Origin of the sequence: Streptococcus mitis, from assembly GCF_946188615.1 — a bacterium.
GTDB lineage: Bacteria > Bacillota > Bacilli > Lactobacillales > Streptococcaceae > Streptococcus > Streptococcus mitis_BZ.
This window is the reverse complement of record NZ_CAMHVK010000003.1, coordinates 266,718-284,905: the sequence shown is the minus strand read 5'-3', so window position 1 is coordinate 284,905 and position 18,188 is coordinate 266,718. Positions and strand designations below refer to the sequence as shown.

At 35.3% G+C, this 18,188-nt stretch carries 18 protein-coding genes and 2 tRNA genes; 3 read left to right on the top strand and 17 right to left on the bottom strand.

What is annotated here, in order from left to right:
• Positions 1-5: 5 nt before the first annotated feature.
• The 17 genes from OCF95_RS04830 to htrA form a co-directional block, all read right to left on the bottom strand.
• Positions 6-77, bottom strand: a tRNA-Glu gene (locus OCF95_RS04830).
• 92 nt (positions 78-169) lie between these two features.
• Positions 170-649, bottom strand: coding sequence for a sigma-70 RNA polymerase sigma factor region 4 domain-containing protein (locus OCF95_RS04825; protein WP_223336544.1), 480 nt, complete (start codon positions 647-649; stop codon positions 170-172).
• A 121-nt stretch (positions 650-770) separates the two neighbouring features.
• Complete coding sequence (gene ftsH, locus OCF95_RS04820) at positions 771-2,729, bottom strand: ATP-dependent zinc metalloprotease FtsH (RefSeq protein WP_124787414.1); 1,959 nt, start codon at positions 2,727-2,729, stop codon at positions 771-773.
• Between the two features lie 15 nt (positions 2,730-2,744).
• Positions 2,745-3,287 carry a hypoxanthine phosphoribosyltransferase gene (hpt, locus tag OCF95_RS04815; protein WP_049535534.1) on the bottom strand — a complete coding sequence of 181 codons (543 nt, stop codon included), beginning with the start codon at positions 3,285-3,287 and terminating at the stop codon, positions 2,745-2,747.
• Positions 3,288-3,291: 4 nt separating this feature from the next.
• Entirely contained in the window at positions 3,292-4,569 is a 1,278-nt protein-coding gene (tilS, locus tag OCF95_RS04810) for a tRNA lysidine(34) synthetase TilS (RefSeq protein ID WP_124787415.1), read from the bottom strand.
• Positions 4,566-5,834: a serine hydrolase gene (locus tag OCF95_RS04805; RefSeq protein WP_124787416.1), complete on the bottom strand. Its 1,269-nt coding sequence runs from the start codon at positions 5,832-5,834 to the stop codon at positions 4,566-4,568. Before OCF95_RS04805 ends, tilS begins: the two co-directional genes overlap by 4 nt.
• Positions 5,827-5,949, bottom strand: a complete 123-nt coding sequence (locus tag OCF95_RS04800; protein ID WP_020902316.1) for an SP_0009 family protein — start codon at positions 5,947-5,949, stop codon at positions 5,827-5,829. The genes OCF95_RS04805 and OCF95_RS04800 overlap by 8 nt, the downstream gene beginning before the upstream one ends.
• Before the next feature lie 4 nt (positions 5,950-5,953).
• Complete coding sequence (locus tag OCF95_RS04795) at positions 5,954-6,322, bottom strand: septum formation initiator family protein (RefSeq protein ID WP_000041905.1); 369 nt, start codon at positions 6,320-6,322, stop codon at positions 5,954-5,956.
• Positions 6,315-6,581, bottom strand: coding sequence for an RNA-binding S4 domain-containing protein (locus OCF95_RS04790; protein WP_001234973.1), 267 nt, complete (start codon positions 6,579-6,581; stop codon positions 6,315-6,317). Before OCF95_RS04790 ends, OCF95_RS04795 begins: the two co-directional genes overlap by 8 nt.
• A gap of 72 nt (positions 6,582-6,653) precedes the next feature.
• Positions 6,654-10,142, bottom strand: a complete 3,489-nt coding sequence (gene mfd / locus OCF95_RS04785; protein ID WP_124787417.1) for a transcription-repair coupling factor — start codon at positions 10,140-10,142, stop codon at positions 6,654-6,656.
• Positions 10,143-10,712 (bottom strand): aminoacyl-tRNA hydrolase, encoded by a 570-nt coding sequence (gene pth / locus OCF95_RS04780; protein WP_124787418.1) that lies wholly within the window; start codon positions 10,710-10,712, stop codon positions 10,143-10,145.
• 73 nt (positions 10,713-10,785) lie between these two features.
• Positions 10,786-11,901, bottom strand: a complete 1,116-nt coding sequence (ychF, locus tag OCF95_RS04775) for a redox-regulated ATPase YchF (protein ID WP_124787419.1) — start codon at positions 11,899-11,901, stop codon at positions 10,786-10,788.
• A gap of 84 nt (positions 11,902-11,985) precedes the next feature.
• Entirely contained in the window at positions 11,986-12,180 is a 195-nt protein-coding gene (locus OCF95_RS04770) for a DUF951 domain-containing protein (protein ID WP_000285186.1), read from the bottom strand.
• A 64-nt stretch (positions 12,181-12,244) separates the two neighbouring features.
• The gene (dnaN, locus tag OCF95_RS04765; RefSeq protein WP_000581174.1) at positions 12,245-13,381 is read right to left on the bottom strand and encodes a DNA polymerase III subunit beta; all 1,137 of its coding nucleotides are present in this window, start codon (positions 13,379-13,381) and stop codon (positions 12,245-12,247) included.
• 158 nt (positions 13,382-13,539) lie between these two features.
• A complete protein-coding gene (gene dnaA, locus OCF95_RS04760) occupies positions 13,540-14,901 on the bottom strand; it encodes a chromosomal replication initiator protein DnaA (protein WP_004255267.1) in 1,362 nt (453 codons plus the stop codon).
• A gap of 216 nt (positions 14,902-15,117) precedes the next feature.
• Positions 15,118-15,876, bottom strand: a complete 759-nt coding sequence (locus tag OCF95_RS04755) for a ParB/RepB/Spo0J family partition protein (RefSeq protein WP_049501877.1) — start codon at positions 15,874-15,876, stop codon at positions 15,118-15,120.
• Positions 15,877-15,933: 57 nt separating this feature from the next.
• Entirely contained in the window at positions 15,934-17,115 is a 1,182-nt protein-coding gene (htrA, locus tag OCF95_RS04750) for a serine protease HtrA (protein ID WP_049501876.1), read from the bottom strand.
• Between the two features lie 183 nt (positions 17,116-17,298).
• Here htrA and rlmH point away from each other — a divergent pair, with 183 nt between their 5' ends.
• The 3 genes from rlmH (at position 17,299) to comC (ending at position 18,184) form a co-directional block, all read left to right on the top strand.
• Complete coding sequence (gene rlmH / locus OCF95_RS04745) at positions 17,299-17,778, top strand: 23S rRNA (pseudouridine(1915)-N(3))-methyltransferase RlmH (RefSeq protein ID WP_049501875.1); 480 nt, start codon at positions 17,299-17,301, stop codon at positions 17,776-17,778.
• Positions 17,779-17,821: 43 nt separating this feature from the next.
• Positions 17,822-17,895: transfer RNA gene (locus OCF95_RS04740), tRNA-Arg, on the top strand.
• A gap of 166 nt (positions 17,896-18,061) precedes the next feature.
• Positions 18,062-18,184: a competence-stimulating peptide ComC gene (gene comC / locus OCF95_RS04735; RefSeq protein WP_084862607.1), complete on the top strand. Its 123-nt coding sequence runs from the start codon at positions 18,062-18,064 to the stop codon at positions 18,182-18,184.
• Positions 18,185-18,188: the final 4 nt, after the last annotated feature.

Sequence of the window (18,188 nt, the reverse complement as noted above, 5' to 3'; positions counted from 1 at the left end):
TACCATAGTCCGTACGGGATTCGAACCCGTGTTACCGCCGTGAAAAGGCGGTGTCTTAACCCCTTGACCAACGGACCTGAGCTGTTATTTTCAACTCTTACTATTATACCCACTTTTCTAACTTTGTCAACTACTTTTTGAAACTTTTTATGTTTTTTTGTATGACTTCCTATTGAGTACGGATATCAAACTCTTTAAACACAATACGTAAGTCTCTTAATACTCTTTGACGACCTCGGAAGCGTTCATTTCTTAAGACGCGTTCTAACTCTTCTTGTTTTTCTTTACTTTGTTTGCTTCTATAATCTCTTAGTGTCTCATGAAATAGATAATAATCATCTAGACACAGACCTCCCTCACTTATACGATGACTAAGCTCACCTACTTCTTCATAGGGTTCTTTATCATATCTTCGTTTTTGACTTTCTTGCTTACGGATATAGTCTAGAATTCGATTCCGGAACTTAGTCTTAAAATATTTCCTTAAACGAGGAATATCTTCTACCAGTCCTTCTTCTCTACTAATCAATTCATGTAAGCAAATCATACCCTCTTGCTCCCAATCAGATAGCTCCCATAAATGAAGGTAATATTCATTTCTACACTTATATACAATTCCCTGGACTTCTTTATACAATTCTTTAAACATAACGTTCCCCTTTCTAGATACAGTCTAACAGATTCAGAAACACTTTTGTCCCATTTCCTCCATTCTGCTCTCTACACCGTCTCAACTGCACAAAAAAAGAGAGGGCTTGCCTCTCTCAGAGTTATTTTTCGTCATTCATTTTTGACTTCACTTCATCATAGGACAGTGCATGAGATTCCTCTTCTACTGCTTCAGGCATCTTTCCTGTTTCGTAAAGAGCTTTAATTTGTGTACTATCCAATGTTTCGTATTTCAATAATGCTTCTGCAATCAACTTGTGAGTTTCACGATTTGATTGGATGATTTCAGCAGCTTTATTTCGTGCTTCATTTAATAATGAACGAACCTCTTCGTCAATTTCATAAGCTGTTTGTTCTGAAATTGATTTTTGAGGGCTTTGTGCACCAAACATAGCATGGTTTCCTTCATATTGTACTGGGCCAAGTTTTTCACTCATACCGTACTCTGTAACCATTGCACGCGCCATCTGTGTAGCTTGTTCAAAGTCGTTTGAAGCTCCTGTCGTTTGGACATTAAAGATAATTTCCTCAGCAACACGTCCACCCATCAAGCCAGCCAATTGCTCTTTCATATCTTCTTTAGAAAGAAGCATTTGGTCTTCTTTAGGAAGTGCAATCATATAACCGCCTGCACGTCCACGTGGTACGATAGTAACTTTATGAACAACACGGGCATTCGACAAGACTAGACCAACAATGGTATGTCCTGCCTCATGGTAGGCAACCAATTCTCGTTCTTTTTGTGAAACTGTCTTATCTTTCTTAGAAGGTCCAGCAATAACTCTATCTTCTGCTTCATCAATATCTGAGGCATCAATTATCGATTTATTGCGACGAGCAGCAACTAAAGCCGCTTCATTCAATACATTCTCTAAATCAGCACCAACAAAACCTGGAGTTTGTTGAGCAACTAATTTCAAATCTACATTTTCTGCTAAAGGCTTGTTCTTAGCATGAACTTTTAAGATTGCTTCACGACCTTTAACATCAGGGCGACCAACCAAGACTTTTCTATCAAAACGTCCTGGACGAAGAAGGGCAGGGTCAAGTACATCTGAACGGTTTGTAGCAGCAATGACAATAATCCCTTCATTTCCCTCAAAACCATCCATCTCAATCAAGAGTTGGTTCAAGGTTTGTTCGCGTTCGTCATTACCTCCACCAAGACCAACTCCACGTTGACGTCCAACAGCATCAATTTCATCGATAAAGATAATGGCTGGCGCTGCTTTTTTTGCATCCTCAAAAAGAGAACGAACACGACTTGCACCAACTCCGACAAACATTTCTACAAAGTCCGATCCTGAGATACTAAAGAATGGAACACCTGCTTCTCCAGCAACTGCTTTAGCAAGCAAGGTCTTACCTGTCCCCGGAGGTCCCTCTAAAAGAACACCTGCTGGAATACGGGCCCCAAGTTTTGTAAATCGTTTTGGATCTTTTAAGAATTCAACAACTTCAACTAGTTCTTGTTTTTCTTCCTCAGCTCCAGCAACATCTGAAAATCTTACTTTAATATCTTCTTTATTTGCGGCTTTAGCCTTACTACGTCCAAAACTCATTGGGTTACGGCTATTATTTCCTCCCATATTTCCCATCATAGAGAATAGGAAGAAGAATAGAATACCGAATGGCACAATGGATACAAGAATATTAATCCACATACCACTTGAACTTTCATGCTTAACAGTTACTTCCGCCTTATGGTCAGAAGCAAGTTTTTGCAATTCTGATACTGTAGTATCTGAAGGAAGAATAATACTTGAAAATTTCTCTACTGTTGTAGCAGAAGGAGAAAAGAACTGGATACCTGTTTCTTCTTTACTTGTTTTAGGATTTTTATAAACACCTGAAACTTCGATAACACTGCCATTTGGTTGGTAAGTCAATTCTTTTACATTGTCATCGGTAATTTCTTTTACCAATTCTGTATAATTAATTTGCTCACTTTTCCCTGCAACACTACCTGTACTAAAATACTGGTAACTTGTAACTAGGAAAAAAATAAGTAATAACCATAGAAAAGGATTTTTAATTAAACCATTATTTTGTTTTTTCATTAAAAATTGTTCTTTCTAATTTGAATATACTTCTTCTTTCAATACTCCAACATAAGGAAGGTTACGATAGTTTTCTTTGTAGTCTAAACCATAACCTACTACAAACTCATTTGGGATAGTAAAGCAGGTATAGTCTGCCTCAATTTCTACAACACGTCCCTCTGGTTTATCCAACAAGGTTGCAATTTTAACAGAAGCAGCCTCTCTTGCTTTAAACATATCTCTTAAACTCTTCAAAGTTTGACCTGTATCAATGATATCTTCTACAAACAGAACATGTCGTCCTTTGATATCTTGAGTCACATCTTGCTTGATATTGATAACACCACTACTTGCTGTTCCACCATGATAGCTAGAAACCATCATGAAGTCCATTTCAATATGTGTATCAATATGTTTTACCAATTCAGCCATAAAAGGAATAGATCCTTTTAAAATCCCAATTAAAATCGGATTTTTTCCTGCATAGTCTTTAGTTAGTTGGGCACCTAATTTTTTAGCAGCTTCTGTAATTTCATCGTGTGAAACGAGAATTTTTTTAATATCGTTTTCTAACATTTTTTTACCTATCTATTTTTTCTATATAAAGTACAGTGTTCATTATATCATTTTTCGTGTTTTTACTCAAATTACTGGTCGCAATTCCCAAAATTGAGACAATTTTACCAAATTGCTCAATAATCAGAGCTGATTTTCGCTTTTCCATAGGGATTTTCAAATCAATAAATAGACGTCTGAGTTTTTTTCTATGCCCATTTTGAATCAAAACATCTCCTGTTTTTCGATGACGAATGTGTATGGATGTTTCCCGTGAAACAGGTACCTGCTGAATTAATTCACCTTCTAAAGGAAGTCCAAAGGAAAATAAATAACCTTGGTAAGATACCTGATTTTGATAGTGTAACACAAGTTCATCTTCCTTTTCATCAGACTGAGGACTGATTTTACAAATCCGAAACTGTTGATACTCTTTTACTAATTCATAACCATTTTTAAGCGGATGACGATACTGGCTTTTAGTTTTTAAAATTTGCCGAACTTCTTCAAACTGAGCTTTTGTAAGATTCAAATCTGGAAAACGATTCAGATAAGTTTGAAGTAAAACTCTTTGTGTCGACTCAGAGTAAGACAATAGCTGCTCTAAATTTTCTAGATCAATATTCTTAGATAATTCAGCTATAGCTAAGTCATAATCTAAAATTTCATTTCCGAGGCTTAAGATTGCATCTCTAAATCGAGGATTTTCTTTTTCTAATTCTGGTAAATAAAAGTTTCGAATACGATTTCGAAAATAATAATTTTCTTTATTTGATATATCTTCAAAATGAAAAATTGATGGGAAGTCTTTTTTTTGAAAATTCAAGAAGGGCCGAATCATTTCTATCTCTCCGACTACTTGCTTCTCCTTAATTCCTGATAGATAGCGCAAGCGAGTACCTCGAATCAAGCGCATCAAAATCGTTTCCACCTGGTCATCAGCATGGTGGGCAGTGACTAAGGCTGTAGCACCTGTCTTTTTCATGACCTCTTTAAAAAAATCATAACGAAAATCTCGAGCCCGTGCTTCTGAAAATTCTCCTAAAAAATTTCTGATATAAATAGGAAGCTCTGCTTCAGCAGCCAACTTCCTTAATTCCTTTTCTTCCCAATCAGACTCTATTCTCTGCTTATGATTAACATGAGCTAGGATTAATTCAATTTCTAACTCTTTTTTATACGTAGATAACACCTTAAATAGAAACATAGAATCTAATCCACCAGAAAGAGCAAGCACCACCTTAGCATGTTTTTTAAAATATCCTCTCTTGAGACAATGATTTAAAAAATCTTGTTCCATCATTTTAGAACCTCATAAACATCCTTGGCTATCTTAGAAATCGTATCATAATCAGAATTCTTCGTAAAAATAGAAAGCACAAATGGAGAATCTGCATAGACAACACCCGTATCATGCTCAAATTCGTCCGCATCCCCAATTTTATGAGCTACCTTCACAGAAACACCTTTGGCAATTCGCTCATTATCAAAATCTGTTTTAGTCAAAGACTCTAGCACAAATCCATTTTGATTATAAATAGCTTCCATGACCTTCCCAGCCATTTTAGAAGAAATCAATTTTTCTTTTGGATCCCAATCATCTCCCATAATAGCAGACATCTTGGACTTAAATGTTGCATCAGATTGGTTTGAAATGTAATACCCCAATAGATTATGAGCTACATTATCAGATTCTTTTGATATTTTCGTAATTAAATCTTTTAGAGAATACTCTTTATTATCCTCTTTTTTAGGAAGGCTACCACTTCCCTCTGGTTTATAAGAACCTGGAAAATCATTGACTGCAGATACGTATTTTATAGTCGTGTCTAACTGATAAAGACCCTCATTTATTTTTTCTTGCGTATAATAAAGATAAGGAAGTTTCAAAACACTAGCTGCATACATCTTTTCATCTTGATTGATACCAGCTTCTTTTCCAGTGGTCAGTTGCTTAACATAAATAGAAAATGAATCCTTCTGATATTTTTCCGATAACATTTCTTGGACTTTACTCATCCGATTATCTTCTTCAGAAGTTGATTCTTTAGCTACCCATCCAGCCTGATCAATATGTAGAAATTCTCTTCCTTCTACAAACATGGTCTTATCGATTGATACTTGCAAATAAGCTGATAAGGATGACTTCACTTCTTTTAAGTCATAAGGACTATTGTACAGTTTAAAATCAGATTCTAACCATACTTTTTTTATTGTTGGAGTTACCTCTGATTGATCATATAAAAATCGTTTGTCCGCAGCTATAAATTGATGATTTGATAGCTTAAATACTGGAATTCCTTGTTTATTTAAACGCCACTCGGTTATTTGAAAACTTGTTTTTGGAGTCAATTTTCCAGATTCCACTACTAAATCTTCATTAGCATAAACAGGAATCTCTCCATAAACCATGGGAGAACTTAATTTTTCTCTAAAATAAATACCAAAGTCAGATTGTGAAAGGTAATAAATTTCTTTCGAAGTATAGACGACTTCTTTTTCTGTGCTAACGACTTTTGAAATAGTCAAAAAACTAGGTAGCAACAAAATAATTAAGAATTTACGCATTCTTCCTTTCCTTTTCTTCTTGTAAACGCAATAGTTGATTTTTATCAGACAACTCTTCTAGTTTTTCATCCGATAGACTCAAAAATTGCTCAATTACGTCTAATAAATTTTCCATTTTATCACCTTGGGAGCAAGTCAGGAATCGTATAAACAGCTTCCCGATTCTTAGAATAATAATATTTTGCACGCATGTATTTAGCAGCGTAATCTTCATCTTTCAACTTTGTAGCAAAAGCTGTCTCTTTCTCCTTTTCCTCACTCAAGGTTTGATACTGAGTTTGCAAGTCTGATAACTGTTGACGTCTTTGGAGTAATTGGTGATAGCTTTGAGCAAGATTATAAGTTGGTAAAATGAACAATAAAATCATCAAAATAAGAACCCAGCCCATGAAACGATTACGTTTTTGTCGTTCCTTCATCAGATAGCGACGACGTTGATGTTCATTTTGAATAAAAGAATTATTCAATTGTACGATATTTTTAGACATTTTCTTCTACCCGTGTTTCACTGATAATTTCATACATGCCTGCTGCATCTTCTTTTTTTGTACTATCTTTCATCTCCAGTACTTTTACAAGTAGCAACTTATTGCCAAAGCGAATTTCAACTTGATCATCAACTTTCAAGTCCGTTGAACTTTTGGCCAAAATTCCATTTACCTTAATTCTGCCTTTATCTGCTACTTCTTTTGCGACTGTACGACGCTTGATAATTCTTGATACTTTTAAATATTTGTCTAATCTCATTTTTCTTACCTCAAATTATTATTGTATCATTTTTATCTACTTTATAGAAGAAAAATGTTAAAGGGAATTGCCTTATTTCAACACTTTTATCTCCAATAAACTTTCTCCAAAAATCAGCAGACCTTCTAAAATTTCATAGTCTTTCTTGTTTCGAACATCAAATACAACCTCCATTAATCCCTTATTCTCAGTGATAGCTGCTTTTAAGTTCGTTGCGGATAAGGCTTTAAAATAATCTTGAGCCAAGAATAGTCGTTGAGTGACTTTTTCAAATTGAACTGTAATCTTATTTTCTTTTCTTTCCACACGTTCTACAAAGACCTTATCCAAGTATGATTTGACCAAACCAATCTCTAAAAGATAGGCCACTACGTCTGGGTATTCTCCAAAACGATCCATCAATTCTTCTTGTAACTCTTCATAGTTGACACAGTTGTCAATTTGACGAATTTTCTTGTAAATTTCAATCTTATGTCGTTGGTCAGAAATATAAGTGTCAGGAAGATAAGCATCAATTTGTAAAATCAACTCAGCATTCCCTTTGGTTCTTTTATTCCCATTGCCGTTACGTTTAGCAATAGCTTCCTCTAATAACTGCGAATACAATTCAAAACCAACAGAATCAATGAAACCAGACTGCGATTTTCCTAGGAGATTTCCTGCTCCACGAATAGAAAGATCTCGCATCGCAATCTTAAATCCTGAGCCTAATTCTGTAAATCCCTTAATCGCTTCTAATCTCTTCTCAGAGACTTCACTAATTGATTTTTCTGGATGATACATAAGATAAGCATAAGCAATACGATTACTACGACCAACTCTTCCTCTTAACTGATACAAGGTTGACAAGCCCATATGGTCTGCATTTTCAATAAACAAGGTATTGGCATTTGGAATGTCCACTCCTGTCTCAATAATGGTAGTCGTCACCAAAATATCATACTGACCTTCAATGAAATCCAGTAGAGTATTTTCTAACTGAATCTCACTCATTTGCCCATGAACATAACCAATCGAAGCCTCTGGAATTAAATCCTGTAATTCTGAAACCTTTTGGTCAATCGTGTCAACTTTGTTGTAAAGATAATAAACTTGACCTCCACGCTCCATTTCACGCAAGACCGCATCACGAATGACACTATCATTCTTTTCCAAAACATAGGTCTGAACAGGATAGCGATTAGTCGGCGGAGTTTCAATAACAGACAAATCTCTGATTCCCAGCATAGACATATGAAGGGTACGAGGGATTGGCGTTGCTGTCAAGGTCAGGACATCTACTTGTTTTTTTAGTTCTTTCAAGGTTTCCTTATGCTTGACACCAAATCGCTGTTCCTCATCAATAATCATCAAGCCCAAATCTGCAAATACAACATCTTTTGACAAGACACGATGTGTTCCAATCAAAATATCGACTTGACCCTTTTTCAATTTTTCAAGTGTTTTAGTCTGCTCTTTTTTACTTCTAAAGCGACTCAACACATCAATATTAACTGCAAAATTTTGGAATCGTTCCTTAAAATTCGTATAGTGCTGTTGCGCTAAAACCGTCGTCGGAACTAAGACAACAACCTGTTTGTGATCATTGACTGCCTTAAAGGCTGCACGCATAGCAACTTCTGTCTTTCCAAAACCAACATCCCCAACTAAAAGTCGATCCATTGGCTGAGAAGTCTGCATATCTCTCTTGATTTCCTCAATACTACGAAGTTGATCATCCGTTTCAACATAAGGGAAGGCATCATCAAAAGCATGTTGATCTTCATCATCAGCTGAGAAAGCAAACCCCTTCAACTGGCTGCGTTCAGAATAGAGTTTGATTAAATCGTCAGCTATATCCTCTACCTGATTCTTAACCTTTTGCTTGGCCTTTTTAAAATGACCGTCATTTAATTTATTGAGTTTTGGCGCTTTACCATCACTTGAAACATATTTAGATAGTAGATGAATCTGTTCCACTGGGATGGAGATTTGATCCCCATTTTGATACTGGACACTGACATAATCGCGGTGAATCCCCTTGATTTCAATGGTTTCAATCCCTAGATATTGACCAATCCCATGAATATGGTGAACAACGTAATCTCCTTTTTCAAGTTCATTGTAATCTTTTAATCTCTCTGCGTTTGAAACATGTTGTCTTCGAAAACGACGTTTCAATTTCTTTTGAAAAATCTCATGTTCAGTAATCACCAAAATTTTTTCATCTACAAAATGAAAACCATGTCTGAGATTGCCCTCGATTAAGTTTACAGATTCTTGACAGATTCTTGACTTATCTCTAGAATCCAATTTAATCTGATATTCCTCTAACACATCCTCCAATGTTTTACTTCCCATTGAATTGCTAGACTGCAGAATAATGGTGTAATCCATTTTTTTATATCGTTCAATTTCTTCTTTTAGAAAAGAAAATTGATTGAAAAACTCCTGCATAGGATATTGATTAAATTGATAAATTTGGTCAAACTTGAGATTTCCTAACCCCTTTTGCAGATTAGAGAAAAAGGTAACCGGACTCTGTTTTTTATAGGTTTGCTCTGTATCAGCAAAATACTGCATCTCAGAAAATGCTTTACTGTTCTGTAATTCTTCTGTAAAGTATTGTGCTAACTCCCTTTCAAAGACTTCATACTGATTCATCAATTTCTGATAATCATCAAAGAATATTGGAGTATCTTTTTCAATATAGTCAAAAACAGTCCATGTCTTATCATAACACAAAGATAAAAATTTCCTTGAATCAGAATGAATTTGTTTTTGGTGAAAACTTGAAAGAATTTCTTCTAAGTATGATTTTAAAATAGGTGATAACGTTTTTGAAATTTGTTTTTCTAAAGCTGACTGACCTCGTTGATAATCCTTTTCTCTCAAAAGAATATCACTAGCTGGAAAAATGAGGAGTTCTGACTGATTTTCTTTCGATAATTGTGTTTCGACTTCAAAAGTACGAATTCCATCGACTTCATCACCAAAAAACTCAATTCGGCTAGGTTCTAACTGGGATATTTCAAAAATATCTAAAATATCTCCTCGAAGACTAAATTCTCCTTGAGTTTGTACTTGTGTAACCTTTCGATAACCAATTTCCTTTAACTGATGGATAAACGCGTGTTGGTCATATTCTTCACCAACTGAGATTTTTACAATACTATCTTTGAATACATTAGGAGACGGTAAAATCAATCGACTTGCTGCGATATTACAAACTAAAATCCCTCTCTTAGATGAATCAGTCAAAAAACGCAAGGCTTCAACCCGTGAAATGATTTTTTCTTGTGAAGACATCAAAAACTCCACCATAGGAGTATCATCTACCAAAAATGGATAGACAAGTTCCTCACCCAAGATAGATAGAAGATCACTAACAAGTCCTTCTGCTTCTCCATAAGTTGACGTCAACAATACAATCTTATCTTCTTTTTCTAAACTGCTTGCAATTGCAAGAGCCTTAGTAGACGTTGATAAACCAAGTATCAGTTGTCTTTTCTTATCTGTTAAATTTTGATGCCATTTTTGGATCTGATCATTTTCTGAGAATAAATCTAATAAGGTCACCATTTATCCGTTATACCTCTGCATCGTTTTTTCAAAGTTTTTCTCTTGTAAATAGTAGTTTACAGAATCGTCAACTTTGTCAATAGACTGTAAAATACCAATATAATCATCCTTGTCAAACTTACTCAAAACATGGTGAACAACTGACATACCATTTTTAGGTCTTCCGATTCCAATCTTAACACGGTTAAAGACCTGAGTTCCAATATGTTGAATAATAGACTTAATACCATTATGACCACCTGCGGAGCCTTTTGCTCTTAAACGAATCTTTCCAACTTCCATGTCAAGATCATCGTAAATGATGAGTAAATCTTCAATATCCAAACCATAGTAAGTCAATAAAGCATGAACCGCTTTTCCACTTTCATTCATAAATGTCGTTGGTTTGACAAGATAAATTTTTTCTCCATTTAGGAAAAAGGATGCTAGGTCAGCTTGAAATATCTTATCATGTGTAAAAGTGACATTCTGTTTCTTCGCTAGTTGGTCAATCAACATAAATCCAACATTGTGTTTTGTTTCAAAATATTTATCCCCTGGATTTCCTAATCCTACAAGTAATTTGGTCATTTATTTTTCCTTTCAAAAGCCAAAAGGGTTGGAATTTTTTTTTCCAACCTAATTGACACTATTTATTAAATTTTTAGACATTAAAGCGGAATTCCATGATATCGCCATCTTGAACGATATATTCTTTTCCTTCTTCACGTAAGCGCCCAGCTTCTTTTACGGCTTTTTCAGATCCGTATTTCACTAGATCCTCATATGACATGGTTACCGCACGAATAAATCCTTTTTCAAAGTCTGAGTGGATAATACCAGCTGCTTGAGGAGCCTTCATACCACGTTTGAAGGTCCAAGCACGAACTTCTTTTTCACCAGCTGTAAAGTAAGTTCCCAGTCCAAGCAAGTGGTAAGCTGCACGAGTCAACTTGTCAACGCCTGATTCTGTCAAACCAAGTGCTTCAAGAAACTCTTGCTTGTCTTCTTCGTCTAACTCAGAAATTTCTTCCTCAGCACGCGCAGAAATAACGACTACTTCAGCATTTTCTGTCGCTGCAAATTCACGAATTTGTTTAACATAGCCGATAGAGTCAGGTTCTGAAACCACATCCTCATCTACATTGGCAACATAAAGAACTGGTTTAGTTGTCAAAAGGAAGAGACCTTTGACAACTTTTTGTTCTTCATCTGTAAATTCGATGGTGCGAGCTGATTTTCCATCTTCAAGGACTGGTTTAATCTTTTGAAGAACATTGAATTCTGCTACTGATTCTTTATCTTTTTGCGTACGTGCCATCTTTTCTACACGCGCATATCGTTTGTTCACTGATTCTAAGTCAGCAAGAATCAACTCCAGGTTAATAGTATCAATATCTGCAAGTGGATCTACAAAGGCGTCTTCACGTCCTTGCTCGCGCATCACATTTTCATCATCAAAAGCACGAACTACGTGAACAATCGCGTCTACTTCACGGATATTAGCCAAGAATTTATTCCCTAGCCCTTCTCCTTTTGAAGCTCCTTTTACAATTCCTGCGATATCTGTAAATTCAAATGTTGTTGGAACTGTCTTTTTAGGAGTGATCATTTCAGTCAATTTTTGTAGGCGTTCATCTGGAACCTCAACCATTCCAACGTTTGGATCAATCGTCGCAAATGGATAGTTTGCAGCCTCTGCTCCTGCTTTTGTAATTGCATTAAATAGTGTTGATTTACCAACGTTTGGCAAACCAACGATACCTGCTGTTAAAGCCATATTTTCTCATTCTCCGTTTTTATTTCAATCCCTAATATTATAACACAAAAAGGGAAAACTTGCTAACCCTCTAACTGAGGGGTTTCAGTCAATAATTTTATTCATTTTTCGATCAAAATCATAGCGCCCCATCATGACAACATGGTCACAATTGCTACATTTAATTTTGATATCTGCTCCTACACGTGTAATTTCCCAACGATTGGCCTTTTTACCTGTTGACTTGATGGTGCAAGCATGTGGTTTTTTCATTTCAACAAAATTTCCAACTTGATACATACTACTCTCCTTTTCTTTTTCGATTATATCATAAAAGAGGCGAGCCAGGCTCAACCTCTTTCACTTAATTTGTACGAACTGGTGTAATGAGCTGCATGAAGTCTTCATCAGTGTCTGCTGGCACAAGAGTAAATGGACGAACAGCTGAGATAAAGCTAATGGTCACCTTTTCGCTATTTAAAGCCTTAAGAGAATCAATCAAGTAAGTTGGGTTGAAACTAATAGTCAAATCTTCACCAGTCACCTGATCAGTATCGATTTCTTCGTTTACTTTACCAACTTCTGGAGAATGAACATGGGCGCTAACAATACCACCTTTAATTTCAAGCTTCACAGTACCATTTTGAGTCGCACTTGATAAAAGGCGAGCACGCTCCATTGACTGACGTAAGTTTACCACATCAAAAGTAATAGTAGTGTTAAAGTCTGTCGGAATCAAGCGATCTGTATCAGGATAGTTACCTTCTAACAAACGAGTATAGAAGCTAATATTTTCGCTTCTAAAGAGGATTTGATTGTTGGCAAAGAAAATCTCTACAGTTTCAATATCGTCTGTAAATACTGCTGAAAATTCGCGTAGAGAACGGCTAGGAATCACGACATCAAAATCATCACTATTTTTTTCAAGAGTCAATTTTTTCTGGCTTAGACGATGAGAGTCTGTTGCAACTGTTTTTAACTCTTTGTGTTGGCTCAATACAAAATGAACACCTGTTAAAATTGGACGACTTTCTTGTGTACTTGCAGCAAAAGCTGTTTCATTGATAATTTTCTTGAGTAATTTTGTTTCAAGAACCAAAGGAGTGCTTGCTGAAATTTCTTGGATTCGTGGATATTGTTCACTATCTTTTCCTTTTAGGGTAATTTCTGATTTACCGCTGGTTAAAACAATTTGATTTTGTTCAATTTCTTTAAAATCAAGAGTCACATCAGGTAGACTAGATACCACATTGATGAAGAAAGAAGCTTCAAGAAGGATCGAACCTAAAGAAGTAATTAACAAACCAGCATCTTCATTTTTTTGAGAAATAAAATTTTCAATTGAAATTTGACCATTTGAACCAATTAAAGTAACACCTTCATTGGTTACGTCAATTTTTACGGTTGATAAAATAGGAATGGCATTTTTAGAGCTAATAGCTCTCTTAGTAGTATTTAAGGCTTGTAGAAATAAATTTTTATTAATTGAAAAATGAATCATGGATTCTCCTTTATTTATTTTTAGTATTAGAAGGATAATAGTAATAATAGGGTCTGTGAAATCTGTGGAAAACAGACTTTAAACAAGTCATATCAAGTTTTTTGGCTTGTTTAAAAAATGTGGATAAAAAAGATAATAAAGTAAAAGTTATCCACAAGTTATTTAATTTTCTTTTTGATGGATTCAATTTCTAAACGTAAATTATCGTCTTCATCAATCAAAGATTTAATTTTGGCATGGGCATGTATGACTGTTGTGTGATCTTTTCCACCAAATTCCTTCCCAATTTTTGGAAGACTATTATCTGTTAATTCTCTAGATAAATACATGGCTACTTGACGGGCCAAAACAATATTTTGAAGGCGTCTGCTTCCCTTCATTTCTTTGACACTAACACCATAGAAGTTCCCTACTTCAGTTTGGATTTTATCAATTGGAATGACGAGGATTTGGCTAACATCTTGTTTTCGAGCTCTAATAGCTTCTGCAGCGATATCGATAGTGATATCCTTAATCTTCTTCACTCTGGCAATTAAAGTGATGTCGTTTATTGCTCCTTCAAGTTCTCGGACGTTTGAATCAAATTGACCAGCTAGGTATTCTAGGGTATCACTTTGGAAATGGTAGTCTAAATTCTCTGTTTTGCTTTGTAAAATAGCAATACGTGTCTCAAAGTCAGGTGGTGTGATGTTTTGCGTCAAGCCCCAGCTAAAGCGCGTGACAAGTCTTTCTTCAAGGCCCTCTAAGTGTTTAGGGCTACGATCACTAGTCAGAACAATTTGTTTTTGATTGTTATGGAGAACATTGAAAGTATTGAAAAATTCTTCCTGAGTTGCAACTTTTTTTCCACTCAGCGATTGAATATCATCAATTAACAAGAGATCGAGGCTACGGTAGGTTTTTTTGAACTTATCCATTTCACCCAGTCTCAGATGTTCAAGAAAGTCGTTTATAAAGCTTTCAGCAGGAATGTACTTAACACGCGCATCAGGAATATTTTTCAAAATCTCATTCCCAATTGCATTGAGTAAGTGAGTCTTACCAAGGCCAGGTCCTCCATAGATAAAAAGAGGATTATAGGTCAAGGCTAAATCTTCAGAAACAGCCAAAGCGGCTGATACTGCCCAAACATTCCCATCCCCTTGAATAAAATTATCAAAGGTATATTTTTCTTTTAATCCAGTATCCGAATAAGGAATAGATGCTAACTTTGGACTATAGTCATAAAGAGTTGAATTTGGAGCTTCTTCAACTTGTGAGACAGTAGTATCTTGAGGTTTGATGAAAATATAGTGGGGAGTTATCTCAGCATCATAAATCTCAAAACCAGCTACTACAATGATATCTTTTAGTTGTTTTTCCCAGACCATTTCCATTTCAGATCGTGGTAAAAATATAGTGGCAACATTTTCCTCTACCTTGATGAGTTCAGCTTGAATAGCATAGAAATCATACATGGATCGAGTCAGTCTTTCTTGAGCAAATTCTAAGATACGATTCCAAAATTGTTTTTCTTTCAATCCGTCCTCCTCCTTTACTACTTGTTTAAAAGTTTAATACTAGACTTATTTTACCATAGATAGTAAGATTTTTCCACAAGTTGTGAAAAATAATCCACAATGTTATCAAGTTTTATCCACAGGTTGGGGATAAAATCAGAAACTATTGATTTATGAAGTTTTTTATTGAAAAAAATAGTGGATAACCTTGTGAGATAAAAAAATAAAAGAACAGCCTTATTTCAGGCTGTTGATAATTCTACTGTATTCTTCTTGATTTGAGAAAGCAATAATGATTTTGCCACTATCTTTTTTAGACAGTTTGATTTCTACATCTAATCCGAGTATTTTTTTTAACTGTTCTTCTTCATTTTGTATGAAATAATCATTTTTTTGCAGTTTCTTTTGTTTTTTCTCTGTCAGAAGAGCTTCTAACTTCCTTACAGAAATGTCTTCCTCTATAATTCGTTGAAAGAAATAGTCTTGTTGTTCCTTATTCAACCCAACTAGAGAACGCGCATGGGCTTGTGATAGTTTACCACTTTCTACTTCAGAGAGAATCGGTTCTGGCAGGGACAGCAAGCGAATGGAGTTGCTGATATATGGACGAGACTTGCCCATTTTATCTGCAATTTCAGCATGGGTAAATCCTTTCTCTACAAGAGATTCATAGGCGCGTGCTTCTTCTATTGGATTTAAATTTTCTCTTTGCAAATTTTCAATGATGGACTGGACCATCATCTCTTGATCTGAAAGCTGTTTAACAACAGCTGGGATAGACCTTAGACCAGCTAAAAGTGAAGCCCGATAGCGTCTCTCTCCTGCAAGGATTTCATAACCAATAACAGGAGATTGACGAACAATAATCGGTTGAATGACCCCATTTTCTTTGATAGACTGTGCTAGTTCATGTAGTTTTTCTCCATCAAATTCTTTTCGAGGTTGATAGGGATTTTTTTGTATATCCGTGATAGAAATCATTTCAAATTTTTCCATGATTCTACACTAACACATCTTTTCTTTTATGTAAAGCTTTCTTTACATAGATGTCAATTAAGATTCTAAATCACCTGAACTCTTGTCAAGTTTAATAGATGTAGCTTCTTCTTTACCGTTACGATAGTAAGTTATCTTAATGGTGTCTCCGATAGAATGATTGTAAAGAGCACTTTGTAAGTCTGTTGATGAAGCAATGTCTTTGTCATCTACTTTTGTAATAACATCGTATTTTTCAAGGTGACCATTGGCAGGCATATTACTTTGCACAGAACGAACAACTACACCAGATGTTACATTGCTTGGAATATTCAGTCTTCTAAGATCACTTGTATTAATATTTGAGAGATTGACCATTTGAATTCCCAAAGCTGGACGAGTCACTTTTCCGTTCTTTTCTAACTGTTCAATAATATTGATAGCATCATTTGCAGGGATTGCAAAACCAAGACCTTCTACAGATGTTCCTCCATTTGTAGCAATTTTACTTGAGGTAATTCCGATAACCTGTCCTTGAATATTGATTAGTGGGCCACCAGAGTTACCTGGGTTAATAGCAGTATCAGTTTGGATGGCTTTTGTAGAAATAGCTTGTCCATCCTCAGATTTTAAGGACACATTTCGATTGAGACTAGATACAATACCCTGAGTAACAGTATTTGCATATTCAGAACCCAATGGGCTACCAATAGCAATAGCAGTTTCTCCTACGGTTAACTTACTAGAATCACCAAATTCAGCTACTGTAGTCACTTTTTCTGAAGAGATTTTGACGACAGCAATATCAGAGAAAGTATCTGCTCCGACGATTTCTCCAGGTACTTTAGTCCCATCTGACAAGCGAATATCTACTTTGCTGGCGCCATTTATAACGTGATTGTTAGTAACAATGTAAGCTTCTTTGTCATTCTTTTTATAAATAACCCCAGATCCTTCACTAGAGATTTGTTGAGAATCTGTGTCAGTATCATCATTGCCAAATACGCTATTTTGTCTGTTGGCCGAATAAGTGATAACAGAAACAACAGCATCTTTTACTTTGTTAACAGCCTGTGTTGTTGAATTTTCGTTTTTATAGGCAGTCTGTGTGATAGTGCTATTGTTGTTGGAGTTACTTACACCACTTTTTTGAGTGAGTTGAGTTATTGAAAAACTACCCAAGGCTCCACTAAAAAAGCTAATGACGATAACGACTAATAATTGAAACCATTTTTTGTAAAATGTTTTTAGATGTTTCATATTTGCCTCCATATGTTTGAAATTACTGAAAGTATAAACTGACTAGCTTAATTATAACTTAAAAACAAAAGTTTTTCACAGATTGTGGATAACTTTCAAAAATCTGTGGTTTTCTCGGCTAAAATTAACCTTTTATTTTGTGAATAAGATGTGAAAAAATAGAGAATATGTTAGAATAGAATCATGAAAATTAAAGTTGTAACAGTTGGGAAACTGAAAGAAAAATATTTAAAAGATGGCATAGCAGAGTATTCAAAACGAATTTCTCGATTTGCTAAGCTTGAAATGATAGAGCTAGCAGATGAAAAAACACCAGATAGGGCCAGTGAATCAGAAAATCAAAAGATTTTAGAAATAGAAGGTCAGAGAATTTTATCAAAAGTTGGTGACCGTGATTTTGTTATTGTGTTAGCCATTGAAGGGAAAACTTTCTCCTCAGAAGAATTTAGTAAGCATTTAGAAGAAGCTTCTATAAAAGGATTTTCTACTCTTACTTTTATTATTGGAGGGAGTCTGGGATTAGCACAGGATGTAAAAAAGAGAGCCAATCTCTCTGTTAGTTTTGGTCGTTTAACCTTGCCCCATCAGTTAATGAGACTAGTCCTTGTTGAACAAATCTATCGAGCTTTTACAATACAGCAGGGCTCGCCCTATCATAAATAGAAAATTGACTTTCAATTGAATTTTTGGTAGAATAGCTGTATTAGGTCTCATAGCTCAGCTGGATAGAGCATTCGCCTTCTAAGCGAACGGTCGCAGGTTCGAATCCTGCTGGGATCAATATAGTAGCAAAGCTGGGAATTTTCCCGGCTTTTTTTTTAAAAAAGTACACTTGGGGAGAAAAAAATGACAGTTGAGAGAATTTTATCTAAAATTAAATTCCATTTTGTATAATGGTTTTTGTAAGTTAGCTTACAGGAAAAAAAACATTTTAGGAGATTTTATTATGAAAAACACAGTTAAATTGGAAAAGTTTGTAGCCTTGAAGGAAAAAGAATTGCAGGAGATTCGAGGTGGGGAGATGAGGAGAATAGATAAAATGTTTATTAATTTTCTTAAAAGAAGATAAGGGA